Source organism: Amycolatopsis sp. NPDC059235 (assembly GCF_042754125.1).
Classification (GTDB): domain Bacteria; phylum Actinomycetota; class Actinomycetes; order Mycobacteriales; family Pseudonocardiaceae; genus Amycolatopsis; species Amycolatopsis albidoflava.
Window position 1 is genome coordinate 208,360 of sequence record NZ_JBHZAG010000006.1, and the last position, 16,545, is coordinate 224,904.

A 16,545-nucleotide genomic window follows, 5' to 3' on the forward strand; every position below is an offset into this window, starting at 1 on the left:
GACCACACTGCCCCGACTCGCGGGTCTGACCGCTCCGACCCGGCACCATCCATCCACTAATAGTCCACAGTGGACACTCAGTAACAAAGCCGGTACAAAACCTCCCTCCGTACTACCGCGCTCACCATGTGGGAGTCCCAAGAGGACACTCGACAGCCGGGAACCCCGCGGGTCACAGTGGCGATCGCCCTCTCCGCGATCCCCAGGAGCCACTGTGAGTTCTCCTCCGACGCTGCGCGCCGTGCCGGTGCCGTCAGCGGGTCCCGAACCGCCCGGTGAAGCGCGGTTGCGCGAGCTGGCCGCGAAGAAAGTCGCCCCGTTGCGCCGTCCTGGACGCTGGGTCGCTGCTGCGGTCGTACTCGTGCTGCTAGCCCAATTGGCGCACGCGCTGATCACCAATCCGGTGTTCCAGTGGAACGTCTTCGGCTATTGGTTCTTCCGTCCGGTGATCCTCGACGGACTGGTGCTCACCCTCGAACTGACCGGCCTCGCCGCGGTGTTCGGGCTCGTCGGCGGCATCGTGCTCGCGTTGCTGCGGCTGTCGAAAAACCCGCTGATCCAAGCGGTTTCGTGGGCCTACGTGTGGATCTTCCGCTCGATTCCGCTGATCGTGCTGCTGCTGTTCCTCGCCAACGTGACCGCGCTGTACAGCACGCTCAGCCTCGGCATCCCGTTCGGCCCGTCGTTTTTCAGCTTCAGCGCCACCGACGTGCTGAGTTTCTTCGTCGTCGCAGTGCTGGGCCTGAGCCTGAACGAAGCCGCGTACGCGGCGGAAATCGTTCGTGCCGGCGTGCTTTCGGTGGACCAGGGCCAGCTCGAAGCGGCGGCCGCGCTGGGGCTTCCGCGATCCCGGCAATACCGGCGAATCATCCTGCCGCAGGCCACTCGCGCGATCGTCCCCGCCTACGCCAACCAGCTGATCGGCCTGCTCAAAGGCACTTCGGTCGTCTACATCACGTCGCTGCTGGAATTGTTCGGCGTGGTCGAAACCCAGGCCAGTACCAACAGCGGACAGATCATTCCGCTGCTGCTCGTCGGCACGGTCTGGTACATCATTCTCACCAGCGTCCTTTCGGTGATCCAGTATTACGTCGAGCGCTTCTTTTCCCGTGGCGCGCTGCGCACCGTTCCGCCGACGCCGTTCCAGCGGTTCCGCGCCCGGCTGCGCGCGCTGGGGGTGGCCCGATGAGCGCCGAAGTCCGCGTGCGCAGCGCGGTCAAGACGTACGACGGAATCCGCGTGCTAGACGACGTCGACCTCACCGCGCCCGGCGGGCAAGTGACCGTGATCCTTGGACCGTCCGGTTCCGGGAAATCGACTTTGTTGCGGACGATCAACCATCTGGAACGCCTTGACAGCGGCTACGTCAGCATCGACGACGAACTCGTCGGCGTGCGCGTGCACGGCGACCGGTTCAAGGAACTGAGCGAGCGCGCGATCCTACGCCAACGGTCCCGGATCGGCTTTGTGTTCCAGAATTTCAACCTCTTCCCGCATCTCACGATCCTCGACAATATCGTGGAAGCGCCGATCGTCACACAACGGCTCGCGCGTGCCGACGCGGAAGCGCGGGCGAAGGAATTGCTTGCCCGCGTGGGTCTCGAGGACAAGGAAAGGGCGTACCCGCGGCAACTGTCCGGCGGGCAGCAGCAACGGGTCGCCATCGCGAGGGCGCTCGCGCTCGAACCGCAGCTGATCCTGCTGGACGAACCGACGTCCGCGCTCGACCCGGAACTGGTCGGCGAAGTGCTGGCCGTGATCCGCGAATTGGCCCGCTCCGGCACGACGATGATCGTGGTGACACACGAAATCGGCTTCGCTCGCGAAATCGCCGACCATGTCGTATTCCTCGACGAAGGCCGCGTCATCGAAGAAGGACCGCCGTCAGCCGTCCTCGACCACCCTCGCCACGACCGGACCCGAGCCTTCCTCGGGAAGGTCGCTCGCCTCGAAATCCCGGAGCACGCATGAAAACCCGCACGATCCTGCCCGTCCTCGCCGCAGTCGCGCTGCTCGCCGGCGCGTGCGGCGGCAGCACCCAGGCGTCGACCAGCGCGAACGGCTCGCAGACCGTTTCGGTCGCCGCGAACACCGCCGACGCGCACCCGGTTTCGCTGACCGTCCCCGTCGTCGCGGAGATCCGCGCGCAACTGCCGAAGAAGTTTCTCGACAAGGGCAAGCTGACGATCGGCGTCGGCGCGCTGCCGTCCGGCTTCCCGCCGCTGGCCTACGTCGGCACCGATCAACGCACCCTCACCGGAGCCGAACCCGACCTCGGCCGTCTCGTCGCCGCGGTGCTCGGGTTGGAGCCGGACGTCCAGAACGCCTCCTGGCAAAACCTGTTCGTACGCCTGCAAAGCGGCCAGTTCGACGCCGGGTTCTCGAACATCACGGTGACCGAACAGCGCAAACAGCAAGGTTTCGACTTCGCCGCCTACCGCGAGGACAACCTCGGCTTCGAGACGAACCGCGCGAACACGTGGAACTTCGACGGCAATTACGAAGTGCTGGCCGGAAAGACCGTCGCCGTCGACAGCGGGACCAACCAGGAGAAAATCCTCAAGGAATGGCAGCGCAAGCTGACCGCTGAGGGCAAGAAGCTCGACGTACGCAATTTCGCGGACAAGAACAGCACGTACCTGGCACTGGCGTCCGGCCGAATCGACGCGTACTTCGCGCCGAACCCGGGCATTGCCTACCACGCGACACAGACCGCGAAGACCCCGAACCCGACCCGCAGCGCGGGCAAGTACTCCGGCGCCGGGGCCACGCTGCAGGGGCTGATCGCCGCTACGACCAAAAAGGACAACGGCCTGGTGAAGCCGGTCGCGGCGGCGATCGACTATCTGATTCAGCATGGCCAGTACGCGAAATGGCTTGCGGCGTACGGGTTGGAGAACGAAGCGGTGAAGAAGGCCGACGTGAACCCGCCGGGCCTGCCGTTAAGCGATTCCTGAACGCCTGGCAGGCCTCCGGCCCGCCGGAGGCCTGCCAGACTGGGCAGATATCGGACGCTGGCTCGCCCTGGTCGTCGATTGCCCGGAACCGCGGAAACTGGCCGCGTTCTACGAGGCCTTGCTGGGCATGCACCGGGTCGAAGACGAAGAAGCGTGGGTGTCGATCGCCGCGACGTCCGGAGGCGAACCGCGCATCGGCTTCCAGCAGGTCTCCGATTACCGCCCGCCGGCCTGGCCGGACCCGCGCGATCCGCAGCAGATGCACCTCGATTTCGAGGTGGCCGATCTCGACGAGGCCGAACGCCGGGTCCTGGCGCTGGGAGCGCGGCTAGTGGACAGCGCGCCCCTGTTCCGCGTCTACACCGACCCCGCCGGGCATCCGTTCTGTCTTGCCCTTCCCCGGCAAGGAGAGCACTACCGAACCGGGAGCTGATTCAAGCCGCCGCTCGCCAGTCCTCCGGAACGCGCACCCGCCCGAACGTATTAGTGCGCCGCAACCGAAACCCCATTCCCTCATAACGCCGGATCGCGTTCACATTCGTCGCCACCGCGTGCATGAACGGCGTCTCGCCCCGCTCGCGGATCCCCGCGGCCACCGCGCGCACCAACCGCCCGGCGAGACCGCGGTCGCGATAAGCGGGGTCCGTGCACACCGCGCTGATCTCCGTCCACCCCGGCGGGTGCAGCCGCTCCCCCGCCATCGCGACCAGCGCGCCGTGGTGCCGGACGCCGAGATACGTCCCGAGCAGCACAGTCCGCGGCAAAAACGGACCAGGTTTCGTTCGGGCGACCAGATCCAGCATCTCCGGCACGTCGGCCACCGTCAACCGGACAGCCTCCGGGTCGGGCGCGGCGTCGACCCCGGCGTCCACCAGCTGGACCCCGGCCATCTCCTCCAGCAGCTCCCAATCCGGAGGAGGCGGCCCAGCCTGCGAGAAGACCGGCACCACCGCCCCGGGACCGGCGAGCGCGGCGACGTCGTCCCACACGCCGGCAGTCGGCTCGTCGGGCACGGCCGAGAAGACCGAAACATCGACTGGATAGCGCACGGCCTGTCCGACCCGCTCCGCGAAACCGGCATGCGGGCCAGTAAGCGAAGCCCACGCGGCATTGTCCAAAACAGACATCAAGACCGCCGCGCGGCCCGGGCGATCATCCGGGCCAGATCCGCCACGAGAGCCGGATCATCGGGCAACTGCCCCGTCGCTATCCGGATATGCGGCGTCCCCGGATTGCCCGCACGAGTACCCGACCCGGCCGAAACCCCGTTGGCCGCCAAGGTCATCAACGTCCGCGACTCCTCCGGAACCGGCACCCACAACGTCAGCCCGTCCCGCGCTCGCACCGAAATCCCGTGCTCCCGCAACGCTTCCGTCAACGCCGTCCGCCGTTGCGCGTACCGATTCCGAGCCCGGTTCAGCAGTTCCGCGCTGCCGGGATCGGTCAGCAGAAACGCCTGCGCGTCCTGAAGAATCCGGCTCGACCACACCGACCCAGGCCCGCGCTGCTGCCGCACCCGCTCCACCAGCGCCGCCGACCCGCCGATCACGCAGCTGCGCAATTCGAGCCCGAACGCCGTGCAATACGACCGCACCAGCAACACCCGGCCGGGCAAGCGCGTGCCGAGGCTCAGCGACGGGGACGAAGCCAACGGCCCGAAATCGTCGTCCTCGATCACCGTGAGGTCCTCTTCGGACAGTACGGCGGCGAGTTCCGCGAGCCGGTCCGCCGGAACCGAATGCCCGAGCGGCGACTGTGCGCGCGGCTGATAGACAAAGGCGACCGGCCGGTGTTCCAGCGCCGCGGCCAGCGAGGACGGCAGCGGCCCGTCCTCGTCGCATCGCACCGGCACCACGTGGATCCGCGACCGGCGCAGCAATTCGCGCAGCCACGGCGCGGTCGGCGCTTCGAGCGCGATCACGTCGCCCGGCCGCGCGACCGCCTGGCAGGCCAGCAGCATCCCGTCCTGCCCGCCGGCCGCGACCGTCCACGATTCGGCGGCGAACGGCCACGTCGGCTTCACCGCGGCGCGCAATTGCGGCGTGATCGAGTTCTTGACCAGGCCGCCGAACCGTTCCGTGTGGACACCCGCGGCGACGGCGTCCTCCAGCGGCGGCAGCAATCCCGGATCCGGCAGGCCGTGTTCCAGATCGACCGTCTGCCAGCCGGAAAACGCGCGCTCCGGCGGCGGGCTCGAAGGCGGTTCCAGCACTATCGTGCCGCGCCGCCGGCCCGTGCCGATCAATCCGGCCGCCCGCAGCTGCGACCACGCCTCGGCGATCGTCGTGGGGCTCACCGAAAGCTCGGCGGCCAGCGCCCGCACGGTGGGCAGCCGCGTGCCGGGCGGCACCTCCCCGTCGCGGATCAGGCCGGACACCGTCCCGGCCACGCCCCGCGCGGTGCGCTCGCCGATGCGGGACCCGAGCCAGCCTGCCCCGACCGGCAGCGTCGTCGTCGCGAGTTCGCCCGTGGCCACGCACCGGCTCCCCTCGTCACCCGGAAATCCGAAAACCTCTGACCCGATCAGAAGCTAGAGCGGCAACGGCACGCGGCAAAGGCGTTTCACATCCTGGCGGGCCCGCCCGGTACAAAACGCCCGTGACGTCCGACACCGCCGCGGTGTCCGCTTTCGGAATTTCACTCGATCAGGTTAGGCTAACCTTCATGAGTCACTCCTGGCCGGAAGCACCGGCGCTCGCCGGCACCGGGCTCGCGCTCGGCTACGGCGGAAAGCCGGTGGTCCAGGACGCCGAGATCGTCCTGCGCGCGGGCGCGGTCACCGTCCTGGTCGGCCCCAACGGCTCCGGCAAGTCGACGCTGCTGCGCTCGCTCGCCCGGCTGCACCCGTTGACCGCGGGCGACTTCGCCCTGGCCGGACAAGACGCGCTCGCCTTGTCCCCCAAGGAGTTCGCCCGCCAGGTCACGCTGCTGACCCAGTCGCGCCCCACGCCCGGCGGCGTGCGCGTCCGCGACGTCGTGTCTTACGGCCGCCACCCGTACCGCGGCCGCTTCGGCTCCGGCGATCCCGAAGGACCGGAGCTGGTCGAGCGAGCCATGCGGCACACCGGCGTCGACGGGATGGCCGAACGCCCGGTGGACGAGCTGTCCGGCGGCGAACTCCAGCGCGTCTGGCTGGCCACCTGCTTCGCCCAGGACACCGGTGTCGTCCTGCTCGACGAGCCGACGACCTTCCTCGACCTGCGCTACCAGATCGAAACGCTGGACCTCGTCCGCGACCTCGCCGACGAGCACGGTGTCGCGGTCGGCGTCGTGCTGCACGACCTCGACCAGGCCGCCGCCGTCGCCGACGAGGTGGTGCTGCTGTGCCGCGGCGCCGTCCGCGCGACCGGCCGCCCGGCCGACGTGCTGACCGCCGAGGCGCTCAGCGACGTCTACGGCCTGCGCATCGACGTCCATGTCGACGACGATGGGCACGTCCGCACGCGCCCGGTCGGACGGCACACCTCCCGGCCGCGGCCGGTCCGCTCAGCCTGACCCATCCCCGAGTTCAAAGGAAAACCCCCGTGTCCAGTGTGCCCAAACCTGCCCGCAGGCCGTTCCTGAAGACCGCCGCGGCGCTGCTCGCCACGTTCGCGCTCGCCGCGTGCGGCACCACCGAGGCCCCCGCGGACCAGAGCCAGGCCGCCTCCGCGAAGCCGTCCGGCCCGGTCCACCTGACCGACGAGCGCGGCAAGCTCGACCTGCCCGCGCCGGCCGCCAAGGTCGTGTCGCTGGAATGGGGCCTCACCGAGAACCTGCTGGCGCTGGGCGTGAAGCCGATCGGCGCGGCGGACGTCAAGGGCTACAACACTTACGACAAGGTGATGCCGCTCGCCGCGTCCACTCCGGACGTCGGCACCCGCGGCGAGCCGAGCCTCGACGCGGTCGCCGCGCTGCACCCGGATCTCGTGGTCACCACCACGGACCTGCCGGAGAACGTGATCGCGCAACTCTCGAAGCAGACGAAGGTGCTCACGCTGCGCGGGTCGGATTCGGCCGATCCGATCGGCTACCTGCGCAAGACCGTCACCACGCTGTCCGAGGCGACCGGAACGCAGGAGCAGGGCCGCAACCTGCTCGCCGAATTCGACACCAAGGTCGCCGAGGGCAAGAAGAAGCTGGCCGACGCGGGCAAAACCGGCGCCAAGTTCGTCATGACCGACGGCTACTCGACCTCTGGCACGGTCACCGTCCGGATGTACACGAAGGGCTCGTTCCTGGGCAGCATCGCCGACCAGCTCGGCGTCGCGAACCAGTGGACCGGCGAGGGCGACAAGGTCTACGGCCTCGCCCCCACCGACGTCGAGGGCCTGACCAAGATCACCGATCCGGCCACGTCCTTCGTCTACGCCGCCAACGCCGCCGAATCCGACGTCTTCACCCAGGAACTCGCGGGCAACGCGGTGTGGAAGCAGCTGCCGTTCGTCAAGGCCGGGAAGCTGCACCGGATTCCGGACGGCATCTGGATGTTCGGCGGCCCGAAGTCGGCGATCGCCTACGTGGACGCGCTCACCGGCGCGCTGACGCGCTGATCCGATGACCGCACCAGCCCCCGCACCCGCCCGGCCGCCGCTCGTCTCGCGGAAACCGAGGCTGACGGCGTCCGTCGTCTTCCTCAGCGGAATTGTCGCGCTGCTCGTCCTGTCCGCCGTGCACCTGCTGCAAGGCACGTCGCACGTCGGGCTCGGCGAACTCCTGCGCGCCGTTTTCCCCGGCACGGACGACGACGCGCGCAGCCAGGCGGTGGCAGTGCTCGTGGCCAGCCGGCTCCCCCGGCTGGCCGCGGCACTGCTCGTGGGGCTGGCGCTCGGATTCGCGGGCTGCGTGCTGCAGTCGGTGGCGCGGAACCCGCTCACCTCGCCGGACACGCTCGCGGTCAACGCCGGTGCGTACGTCTCGGTGGTCGGCGTCGCGGCGTTCGGGATCTCGCTTCCCTTCTACGTCAACGGAATCGTCGCGTTCGTCGGCGGTCTCGCGGCGGCCGGGCTGGTGTTGCTCGTCGCTCGCAGCAGCAGCGGCGGAGCGGCCCGGCTCGTGCTGGCCGGGTCCGCGATCGCGCTGGCGCTGACCGCGCTCACGTCGGTGCTGCTGATGTTGTTCCAGGAGCGCACCGCGGGCCTGTACGGCTGGGGCAGCGGAACGACAGTCCAATCCGGACTGCGCCAGGTTTCCCTTGCCGCACCGGTAATCGCGATCGGCATCGTGGCCACGCTCCTGCTCGCGCACCGGCTCGACGTGCTCAGCCTCGGCGACGATCACGCGCGAGTGCTGGGCATCGACGTCCGTCGCACGCGCACTTTCGCCGTCGTCGTGGCGGTGCTGCTTTCGGCGGTCGCGGTAACCGTCGCCGGGCCGATCGGATTCGTCGGCCTGTGCGCGCCGGTCATCGCGCGGCTGCTCGCCAACCGGGTGCCCGGGCTCGGCAAACATCCGGTGTTGCTGCCGCTCGCCGGACTGACCGGGGCGCTGGTCGTCGTGGCCGCCGACGTCCTGCTGCGCGCCCTCGTTCCGGCCGAAAAAGCGGTTTCGGTGCCGACCGGCGTCGTGACGACCCTCGCCGGCGCGACCGTGCTGGTCTGGCTGGCCCGGCGGCAACCCTCCGGAACACCGTCCGCCCGCGGAACACACGGCACGGTCCGGTCGCGCCGTTGGGTGGCCGGCACCGGCGTCGTGCTGGCGATCGCGCTCGTCGGCGCAGTGATCGCCGCGCTCCTGCTCGGCGACCGGATCGTGCTGCTCGGCGACGTCCTGAACTGGCTGCGCGGGGTGTCCGGCACCGAGGTGTCGTTCGCGCTCGACCTGCGCTGGCCGCGGATGCTCGCAGCATTGCTTGGCGGGGCGGCGCTGGCCGTCGCGGGGTCGCTGGTTCAGGCGATCTGCCGCAACCCGCTGGCCGAACCGAGCCTGCTCGGCGTGACGCCCGGCGCGAGCGTCGGCGCGATCAGCGTCGTGCTTTTGGTGCCCGGCATCGGAATCTGGCCGATGATGGGCGCGGCGACCGTCGCCGCGTTCGCGACGTTCGCCCTCGTGCACTGGCTCGCCACCGGCCGCGGTTCGGGCGGCCGGGGGCTGTCGTCGGACCGGCTCGTGCTGGTCGGCATCGGCGTCAGCGCGGGCGCGCAGGCGATCACGACGCTCGTCGTGGTGCTCACCTCGCCGTGGAACGCGCACCTCGCGCTCACCTGGCTCGCCGGATCGACCTACGGCCGCGAGTTCGGCCAGGTCCTGCCGGTGCTGTTGTGCCTGGTCATCGCGCTGCCGATCGCGCTGTCCAGCGCGCGGACGCTCGATCTGGTCTCACTCGACGAGGATGTGCCGCGCGTGCTCGGCGTCCCGCTGGACCGGTCTCGCCTCGCCTTCGCCGCGCTCGCCGCGGTGCTCACCGCCGCTGCCGCGTGTGCCGTGGGCGCGCTGGGCTTCGTCGGCCTCGTCGCCCCGCACGCCGCGCGCGCTTTGGTGGGTTCCCGCCACTCGCGCTCGCTGCCGGTGGCCGCTGCGTTGGGAGCGGTGCTGGTGTGCGTCGCGGACACCTTGGGACGCACGGTCCTCGCACCGACCCAGATCGCGGCGGGCCTGGTGACCGCACTGATCGGCGCACCGTACTTCGGCTGGCTGCTGTGGCGGAGCCGCGCGAACGCCTAGGCGAACCAGGTGTCCAGCGCGACCTTCAGTTCGGCTTCTCCCCCAGCCCAGGCAATGACCCCGTCCGGGCGCAGCAGGAACGACTCGGTGTTCGTCGCCGGGACCACCTCGATCCGCTTCGTTGCCAGCGCGGCGAGATCGCGGCTCTCCGGATCGAGCACCAGCACACCCCGTCCCGTGCGAGTGTGGTCGGACAGCAGCGTGACCCGGCCTTCATCGTCCACAAGGGACCTGTCCGGACTGTGCAGACCGACCGGTTCCTCAGCGGGGTAAGGGAATTCGTACCGCTCCTTCACTCCGGACAGCAGGTCCGAGAAGTACCGGTTCGCCTCCGGAAGATCCATCAGCTCCGCGACGATCTCCCGCAGCGCGTCGACATGCGGTCCCGGCGCGAGCAACGCCGACTGCGCGCGCGTATTGCGCAGCACCGCCGCGCCGGCCGGGCCGCGTTCGCGGAAGTAGCTGTCCAGCAACGTCTCCGGCATTTCCCCGCGCACGACCGCGGCCAGCTTCCAGCCGAGGTTCGCCGCGTCCAGCAGGCCGAGGTTGAGCCCTTGCCCGCCGCTCGGCGAGTGCACGTGCGCGGCGTCGCCCGCGAGCAGAATCCGGCCGCGCCGGTAGTCGTCGGCCTGGCGGGCTTGGTCGGCGAACCGGCGGGAATCGCGCACCTCCGTCACGGTGACGTCCTCGCCGGTCACCCGCCGAATCGCCGCCGCAAGCTCCGCCGGAGTGACCGGCCCGTCGGACTCGCCGTCGCGGGCGAACTCGGTGACGCCAGCCATGCTTCCGCCGTGCATGAATGCCCCGTCAGCGTAACGTCCGGCAGCCGGCACTGGCCCCTCGAACCGAACCTGGCCCGCGAGCGTCCGCAACAACGGCGGCGTGCCCGGAAACCCGAACCCGGCGAGGCGTCGAACTTTCCCGCGGCCGCCGTCACAACCCACGAGGTAGGCGGCAGTAATCCGCCGTTCTCCTTGCGGCGTCTCGACAATCGCCGTCACACCGTCTACATCAGACTCGATCGCCGTCACCCGATGCGCCCTCCGCACCGGGACGCCGACCGCGTGTCCGGCAAGCAGCCGCTCCAGCTCCGGCTGCCAGATGTGCGTACGCGGGCGGTCCTCGTCCGACAGGAGTTTGTGGATGTTCGCGAAGTGGCCGAGCGAACTGCCGTGGTCGCGGGCGAAATCGCGCATCCCCTCCTCGTGCGCCGCCGCCAGCCGCGGTCCGAGACCGCGCCGGGTCAGCGCCTCCGTCGCGAGCACGCCGATACCGCGCGCCTTCCGTTCCGTCGCGGGCTGCGCGAGCTGCTCCACCACCAGCGGCTGGAGGCCGCCGAGCCGGAGTTCGGCGGCGAGGAACAGTCCGACCGGACCTGCACCGACGATCACCACGTCTGCGTCCATGACTCTCCTTAACTTGTTAAAGACTAGACTGCCCTGAACTAGTTAAGGAGGCAACCGCCTTGCCGATCGAGATCCCCGCCGCGGTCCGGACCGCACTCGCCCTTGTCGACGCCGACGGCCTCGACAAGCTGACTGTGCGCCGTCTCGCCACCGAACTCGGCGTCAAGGCACCCGCCCTGTACTGGCACTTCAGCAGCAAACGGGCCCTGCTCGACCACCTCGCCGACGCTCTCATCACTCCCGTCCTAGACGATCTCCCGCCACTGGACACCCCTTGGCTGTCCTGGCTGGAGCGAGCAGGAACCGCCCTGCACGCCGCCCTCCTCGGCCACCGGGACGGCGCCCGCATCGCGCTCGGCGCGGACCTCCGGACCGCCCGCTCGCTGGGCGAATTCGCCGAGCGAGCGGTGGACGTGCTGCACCGCGCCGGGTTCCCGCTCGCCGACGCGACCCGGTGCGCCGGGGTGTACGTGCACTTCGTCCTCGGCCGCGCCGTCGAGGACCAGACCTGGCCGGACGACCTGGACGCGACCATCGAGAGCATCCCGTTTCCGCTGATGGTGCAGGGAATGCGGGAACGCCAGGCAGCCGGGAGCACCGTCGGGGACAGCTTCGAATACGCCCTCGGGATCGTGCTCGCCGGACTGGCGGCCAAGCGGCCACAGTAAGGTGCAATGACTCACTAAGTTGTACTGTTGCACTTTCTGCATGGTTCCACTTATGCTGGGCGGCAGACCACACCGGCACGAGAGGGGAAGACCATGAAAGAGACACCGCGCATCGCGATCGTCGGCGGCGGCCCGGGCGGACTGCTCGCCGCGCACGTCCTGCACGGGCACGGCCTCGCCGCGACTGTGTTCGACGCCGACACCGCCGTGGATTCACGCGATCCCGGCGGCACGCTCGATCTGCACGCCGACAGCGGGCAAATCGCCCTGGAGGACGCCGGGCTGCTGCCCGCCTTCCACGCACTGGCCCGCGTCGAAGGCCAAGCCATGACCAGACGCGACCACCACGGCACCCTGCTGAAGGAATTCACGCCCGCCGACGACGACACCGCCGCCCCGGAAATCGACCGCGGCCAACTGCGCGTCATGCTGCACGAACAGCTCGCCCCCGGAACCGTCCACTGGGGACACAAACTCACCGGCCTGACGACCGAAAACGGCGTCCACCGCTTGAAGTTCGCCAACGGATCCACAGTGGACGCCGACGTCGTGATCGGTGCGGACGGCACCTGGTCGAAGGTGCGCCGACGGCTCACCGACGCGATGCCGGACTACCTCGGCGTGTCCTTTTTGGACGTCCGGTTCGACGACGTCGAAACCCGGCACCCCGGTATCGCGGCCCTGGTCGGCAACGGCCAGCTCTTCACCACCGACGGCGCGGGCCGGGCGGTGATCGTGCAGCGCAACAGCAACGGAGTGATCCGCGGCTACGTCGCGTTCCGCGCCGAAGAGGACTGGGCCGAGCGAGAAGGCGTCGACCTCGCTGACCGCGCCTCGGTGCGGGAATTCCTGCTCCGTGAGTTCCGCGACTGGGGCCCGACAGTGCGTCCGCTGCTGACCGACAACGACGGCGACTACGTAGCGCGCGCGTTCACCGCGCTGCCCGCTCCCCTGACGTGGGAACGGGTGCCGGGCATCACCGTGCTCGGAGACGCCGCGCACGCGATGGCCCCGTTCGGCGGGCACGGCGCGAACCTGGCCCTGCTCGACGGTGCCGAATTGGCGCACGCGCTGCACGAGGAGCCGACCGTCGAAGCCGCGTTGACCCGCTACGAAACGACGATGTTCGCCCGCACCGGACACCTGGCCGCCGACGCGAACGCGGCGCTGCGGGGCTTCTTCGCCGACCAACCGGACGGCGTCCCGCACGACGTGCCGGACCGGGAAGAGGAACTCCGCGCCTACGAGGCCCGGGCCGCCGAATACCGCGCCGCCCGCACGCCCGCCGCCCGCTAGCCGAACGCCGTGAAGGGCTCCTTGAGGGAATCAGATTCCCTCAAGGAGCCCTTCACGGCTTTGGTCAGGAGCGCTTGCGGCGAACCGCCACTGCCGCCACCAGCGCGCCGCCGATGAGCAGCAACGCACCGCCGCCGATCAGGTAGCCGCGGATGTCCGCGCCGGTCGAGGCGAGCGGGCCCTGGTCCGACGGGCCGGTTCCGGGGGCCACACCGCCGGAGTTGTCGCTCGTGGTCGTGATCGGGGCCGGGGCCTCCGAAGACGAGCTGGACGAGCTAGCCGAACTGGATGACGACGAGCTGGACGTAGTCGGGCTCGTGCTGCTGGCCGAGGACGTCGGCTGCGAGCTCGAGGACGTCGCGCTGGACGACGTCGGCGCGGTCGAGGACTCCGTCTCCGACGGGCCGGTCGGCGCCGTGGAGCTGGAGGTCGTCGAGCTCGTCGACGAGGTGGCGCTCGACGAGGTCGTGCTGGACGACGTGGTGCTCGTCGGCTCAGTCGTCGTGGTCGAGGTCGTGGAGGAACTCGACGTGGTGCTCGACGTCGGCTCCGTGCTCGACGTGCTGGTGGTGGTCGAGCTGGTCGGCTCCGTGCTCGACGTCGTAGTGCTGGTCGACGTCGTGGTGCTGGAGCTGGTCGACGTGGACGTCGTGCTGGTCGGCGTCGTAGGCGTCGTAGGCGTGGTCGTCGGAGCCGCGCAATCCGGCAGGTCGCCGTTGAACGGATAGGCGTGGAACTCCTGCCCGCCCGCCGCGCCCTCGGAAGTGTGCAGCAGATTGCCCGCGGTGAAGAACCGGCCGTTGGTGCCCGAAGCAGTGACCGTCGTGTCGCTGGACGGGTTGCCGACCAGCACGCTGCCCTGGAACTGCGCCTGCCCGGCGATCTTCACCTTCGACGCGTCCGGGAAGTTCCACAGCAGCTTCTCGCGCAGGTGGTTGATCGGGTCCTGGTCGGCGAGGTCGCCGGTGTAGGTGTTGATCACCCGGTTGCCGCCGACGAGGTTCACCAGCACGGTCGCGCCGGCCGGGATGCCGGCGAACTCGAGGCCCTGCATGCCGCCGCCGGGGCCGGTGAGGTCGAAGTCGACGTTGAACACCTGCAGCGCGGACTTCCCGTCGCCGGTGAACAGCGTGCGGTAGCCCTCGTTCTTGGCCGTCCCGGTCGCCGCGGATTTGCCGTAGCAGGTGCTGGCTTCCTGCAGCTGCGGCCGGAGCTGCTTGTACGGGTCCGCCGCGTTCGGGTCCTGCTTCAGCGTGCCGGTCACGGTCCCGGTGACAGTGCCGCCGTACCGCACGACGCCGTCGTCCGCGAGCAGCCGCTGGTTCGGCGCGACCGTGACGTTCTTGCCGGTGGTCAGGAAATCGCCGCCGTCCGGCGGGGGCACGCGCGAGCCGACGCCCGCGATGCCGACGTTGTAGATCGCGGACCCGCCCGCCCGCTTGTTCATGTCGAAGCCGCCGAGCACCACGACCCGGCCCTCGGCCTCGGCCGCGCCCTCGCGCACGAGGAAATCGCCGCCGGCGAAGACGTTGATGCCGTTGTCCCGTCCCGCGAACGGCCCGTTGTTGACCGGCGGGTACTTGCCCGGGCAGGCGTCGCCGACGCACGGGCCCAAGCCCCCGGGCAGCTGAGCGGCGCTCGCGCCCGGACCGGCCACGAACGCCACTGCACACACCGCCGCGGCGAGAGCTCCGCCGACGACGGCCATTTTCCTGGCACGCATGCGGCCGATCCTTACCCGGAACGGGCGAAATCCGGCAGTCGAAACACCGTAACCCACCCGAACGGGTCAGAAAATACCGTGCTCCTCAGACAAGTAGACTAGTGACGCTCCACACTCGACACCCCGCCGGAAGAATGTCCCGCAGTAGCCTCGCTCCCGTGGCTTCGCCCGACCAGAAGGCCGTCCTGATGCCCCCTCTCGTGCACCGGCACCCGCTCGCCGCACAGGCCGCGGAAATCCTTCTGGCACGCATTCGCGCCGGAGAATGGGCGCTGGGTCACAAATTGCCCGGGGAAACGACACTGGCCGCGCAACTGGGCGTCGGCCGTTCGACGATGCGCGAGGCGATCCGCGAATTGGCGGGCAAAGGCGTGCTCGATTCCCGGCAAGGCGCCGGCGTTTTCGTGACCGCGCTGGACGTCGCCGAGGATTGGGACGCGGTGCTGCGCCGCGCCACCATCGGGGCGGTGATCGAGGCGCGCATCGCCATCGAGGCGGAAGCCGCCGCCCTCGCCGCGCACCGCCGGACGCCGACCGACCTGCGCGCGATCCGCCGCGCACTCGCCGCCCGCGCGCTCGGCGACCCGGACGTCGAATTTCTGGTGGACACCGACACCGCGTTCCACCGCACGGTGCTCGTCGCCGCGCACAACGACGTGCTGATCGAACTGTTCGACAGCTTCGTGCCGCGCGTCCACCGCGCGATGACGGACATGCTGCGCGCCCGGCCGATCACCGCGCCCGAAGAAGACCAAGCCGCGCATCTCGCGCTCGTCGACGCGATCGCGGACAAAGACGCGTCCGCCGCCGCGGAACTGAGCCGGGCGCACCTGACCGCCTTGAAGGAGGCACTTTCGTGAGCGAGGTCGTGCTGCGCCTGACCGACGTCGTGTTCCGCAGGCAGGGCAAGGAAATCCTGCACGGCGTGAACCTGACCGTGCGGGCGGGCGAACACTGGGCGCTGCTCGGCCCGAACGGCGCGGGGAAGAGCACCATCCTTGGTTTCTGCGGTGCGGTCACGCATCCGACCACCGGCACTGTCGACGTCCTCGGCGGACGGCTCGGCCGCGTCGAGTTGCAGGCGCTGCGCCGCAGCATCGGGCACGTCGACCCGCGGCATCCGCTGCGTTCGCCGCTCACCATCCGGGAGGTCGTGCTGACCGGCGTCACCGGAAGCATCGAAACTCCCCCGCGCTGGCAGCCCACCGCGGCACAGGTCGCCCAGGCCGACGAGCTCATCGGCCTGCTCGGCTTGGACGGCAAGGCGAGCGAACGCTGGCCGACGCTGTCCCAAGGCGAACGCGGCCGCGCCCTGATCGCCCGCGCGCTGATCAGCGACCCCCGGTTGCTGCTGCTCGACGAACCGTCCACCGGCCTGGACGTCGCGGCCCGCGAACAGCTGCTCGAAACAATCGATCTGCTCACCCGGACCCACCCCCGGCTCGCCTCCATCGTGGTCACCCATCACCTGGAGGAGCTGCCGGAAACGACGACGCACGCGCTGCTGATCGCGGACGGTTCGGTGGTGTCGTCCGGGCCGATCGAGCAGGCGGTGACCACGGCCAGCATCAGCCGGGCGTTCGGCCACCCGATCCGCGTGGACCGGCACGACGGGCGGTGGAGCGCCCGCGCCGCCCGCACCCGGTCCACCGAAGTCGCCTGACCCCAGCCACCGCCTGCTGTCCGTGAAGGGAACCTTCACGGACTCTGAGTCCCTCAGGGTTCCCCTCACGACCCTCGGAGGTCCGTGAAGGGCTCCTTGAGGGAATCTGATTCCCTCAAGGAGCCCGTAACCGGCGTGGCCCGGCCCAGGGCCCGCCGGACGGCCGGGGCCGGGCGGCAGCCGCACCCGC

The 16,545-nt window shown here is 69.9% G+C and carries 15 protein-coding genes; 11 read left to right on the top strand and 4 right to left on the bottom strand.

Annotated features, from left to right (window positions below; all coding sequences use genetic code 11):
- The first annotated feature begins 214 nt into the window (after window positions 1–214).
- From ACFXI3_RS06730 to ACFXI3_RS06745, 4 genes are read left to right on the top strand one after another with little or no spacing between them, the layout of a single operon-like run.
- The gene (locus ACFXI3_RS06730; protein ID WP_378398487.1) at window positions 215–1,189 is read left to right on the top strand and encodes an amino acid ABC transporter permease; all 975 of its coding nucleotides are present in this window, start codon (window positions 215–217) and stop codon (window positions 1,187–1,189) included.
- Window positions 1,186–1,971 carry an amino acid ABC transporter ATP-binding protein gene (locus tag ACFXI3_RS06735; RefSeq protein WP_378398488.1) on the top strand — a complete coding sequence of 262 codons (786 nt, stop codon included), beginning with the start codon at window positions 1,186–1,188 and terminating at the stop codon, window positions 1,969–1,971. The genes ACFXI3_RS06730 and ACFXI3_RS06735 overlap by 4 nt, the downstream gene beginning before the upstream one ends.
- The gene (locus ACFXI3_RS06740; RefSeq protein WP_344279298.1) at window positions 1,968–2,957 is read left to right on the top strand and encodes a transporter substrate-binding domain-containing protein; all 990 of its coding nucleotides are present in this window, start codon (window positions 1,968–1,970) and stop codon (window positions 2,955–2,957) included. Before ACFXI3_RS06735 ends, ACFXI3_RS06740 begins: the two co-directional genes overlap by 4 nt.
- Before the next feature lie 49 nt (window positions 2,958–3,006).
- Entirely contained in the window at window positions 3,007–3,390 is a 384-nt protein-coding gene (locus ACFXI3_RS06745; protein ID WP_378398518.1) for a VOC family protein, read from the top strand.
- A 1-nt stretch (window position 3,391) separates the two neighbouring features.
- Here the strand turns inward: ACFXI3_RS06745 and ACFXI3_RS06750 are convergent, their stop codons facing one another.
- A complete protein-coding gene (locus ACFXI3_RS06750; protein ID WP_378398491.1) occupies window positions 3,392–4,084 on the bottom strand; it encodes a GNAT family N-acetyltransferase in 693 nt (230 codons plus the stop codon).
- The gene (locus ACFXI3_RS06755) at window positions 4,084–5,433 is read right to left on the bottom strand and encodes an aminotransferase class I/II-fold pyridoxal phosphate-dependent enzyme (protein ID WP_378398493.1); all 1,350 of its coding nucleotides are present in this window, start codon (window positions 5,431–5,433) and stop codon (window positions 4,084–4,086) included. Before ACFXI3_RS06755 ends, ACFXI3_RS06750 begins: the two co-directional genes overlap by 1 nt.
- Before the next feature lie 188 nt (window positions 5,434–5,621).
- Here ACFXI3_RS06755 and ACFXI3_RS06760 point away from each other — a divergent pair, with 188 nt between their 5' ends.
- From ACFXI3_RS06760 to ACFXI3_RS06770, 3 genes are read left to right on the top strand one after another with little or no spacing between them, the layout of a single operon-like run.
- Window positions 5,622–6,452 (top strand): ABC transporter ATP-binding protein, encoded by an 831-nt coding sequence (locus ACFXI3_RS06760; protein ID WP_378398495.1) that lies wholly within the window; start codon window positions 5,622–5,624, stop codon window positions 6,450–6,452.
- A 29-nt stretch (window positions 6,453–6,481) separates the two neighbouring features.
- Complete coding sequence (locus tag ACFXI3_RS06765) at window positions 6,482–7,489, top strand: ABC transporter substrate-binding protein (protein WP_378398496.1); 1,008 nt, start codon at window positions 6,482–6,484, stop codon at window positions 7,487–7,489.
- Between the two features lie 4 nt (window positions 7,490–7,493).
- Window positions 7,494–9,599: an iron ABC transporter permease gene (locus ACFXI3_RS06770; RefSeq protein WP_378398498.1), complete on the top strand. Its 2,106-nt coding sequence runs from the start codon at window positions 7,494–7,496 to the stop codon at window positions 9,597–9,599.
- Here the strand turns inward: ACFXI3_RS06770 and ACFXI3_RS06775 are convergent.
- Window positions 9,596–11,005, bottom strand: a complete 1,410-nt coding sequence (locus ACFXI3_RS06775; RefSeq protein WP_378398500.1) for an FAD-dependent monooxygenase — start codon at window positions 11,003–11,005, stop codon at window positions 9,596–9,598. The two genes, ACFXI3_RS06770 and ACFXI3_RS06775, sit on opposite strands and share 4 nt — an antisense overlap.
- Window positions 11,006–11,064: 59 nt before the next feature.
- Between ACFXI3_RS06775 and ACFXI3_RS06780 the strand changes: the two genes are divergently transcribed.
- A complete protein-coding gene (locus ACFXI3_RS06780) occupies window positions 11,065–11,673 on the top strand; it encodes a TetR/AcrR family transcriptional regulator C-terminal domain-containing protein (protein WP_378398502.1) in 609 nt (202 codons plus the stop codon).
- Window positions 11,674–11,766: 93 nt separating this feature from the next.
- Window positions 11,767–12,969 (top strand): FAD-dependent oxidoreductase, encoded by a 1,203-nt coding sequence (locus ACFXI3_RS06785; protein ID WP_378398504.1) that lies wholly within the window; start codon window positions 11,767–11,769, stop codon window positions 12,967–12,969.
- Window positions 12,970–13,033: 64 nt separating this feature from the next.
- Here ACFXI3_RS06785 and ACFXI3_RS06790 read toward each other — a convergent pair whose 3' ends face one another.
- A complete protein-coding gene (locus ACFXI3_RS06790; protein ID WP_378398506.1) occupies window positions 13,034–14,692 on the bottom strand; it encodes a choice-of-anchor A family protein in 1,659 nt (552 codons plus the stop codon).
- Window positions 14,693–14,850: 158 nt separating this feature from the next.
- Between ACFXI3_RS06790 and ACFXI3_RS06795 the strand changes: the two genes are divergently transcribed.
- Both ACFXI3_RS06795 and ACFXI3_RS06800 read left to right on the top strand, forming a co-directional pair.
- On the top strand, window positions 14,851–15,552 hold the full coding sequence (locus tag ACFXI3_RS06795) for a FadR/GntR family transcriptional regulator (RefSeq protein ID WP_378398507.1): 702 nt from the start codon (window positions 14,851–14,853) through the stop codon (window positions 15,550–15,552).
- On the top strand, window positions 15,549–16,355 hold the full coding sequence (locus tag ACFXI3_RS06800; RefSeq protein ID WP_378398509.1) for an ABC transporter ATP-binding protein: 807 nt from the start codon (window positions 15,549–15,551) through the stop codon (window positions 16,353–16,355). The genes ACFXI3_RS06795 and ACFXI3_RS06800 overlap by 4 nt, the downstream gene beginning before the upstream one ends.
- Window positions 16,356–16,545: the final 190 nt, after the last annotated feature.